Source organism: Mesorhizobium sp. M7A.F.Ca.CA.004.04.2.1 (assembly GCF_004022825.1).
Lineage (GTDB): Bacteria > Pseudomonadota > Alphaproteobacteria > Rhizobiales > Rhizobiaceae > Mesorhizobium.
The window spans coordinates 1-415 of the sequence record NZ_RZPH01001820.1; the positions used below are offsets into that span (position 1 = coordinate 1).

Sequence of the window (415 nt, forward strand, 5' to 3'; positions counted from 1 at the left end):
GCCAAGCCCGGACGACGAGCGTTTTTCGCGCAACGAGGTGCATCTGGTCGCTTCGCCCTCGATGGCATCGGAGAGGATAACGGCCTCGACACCCTGCCGTTTCGCTTCCGCAGCGGCGGCTTCCAGCGATACCCCGGCCGAAGCGACCAGATGCACCTCGTTGCGCGAAAAACGCTCGTCGTCCGGGCTTGGCGCATCGGCGGCCGGCGAATTGATATGCGCCATCACCGAGGCCGGCAGTTTCATGCGATAGGCCGATATCGAGGCCAGCGCGTCGGCGCGGCTGCCTGTATCCGGTACGGTTGGGCCGGAGGCGACCATTGCCGGATTGTCGCCGGGAATATCGGAGACGATCAGCGACACCACCCTGGCCGGCCATGCGGCCGCTGCCAGCCTGCCGCCCTTGATGGTGGAA

Annotated in this window: 1 protein-coding gene; it reads right to left on the reverse strand. The window is 66.0% G+C overall.

All coding sequences use genetic code 11. From position 1 onward, the window contains the following. Window positions 1-415 (reverse strand): DUF4147 domain-containing protein (locus EN893_RS37750; RefSeq protein ID WP_128362349.1); only part of this gene is annotated, 415 nt, incomplete at both ends.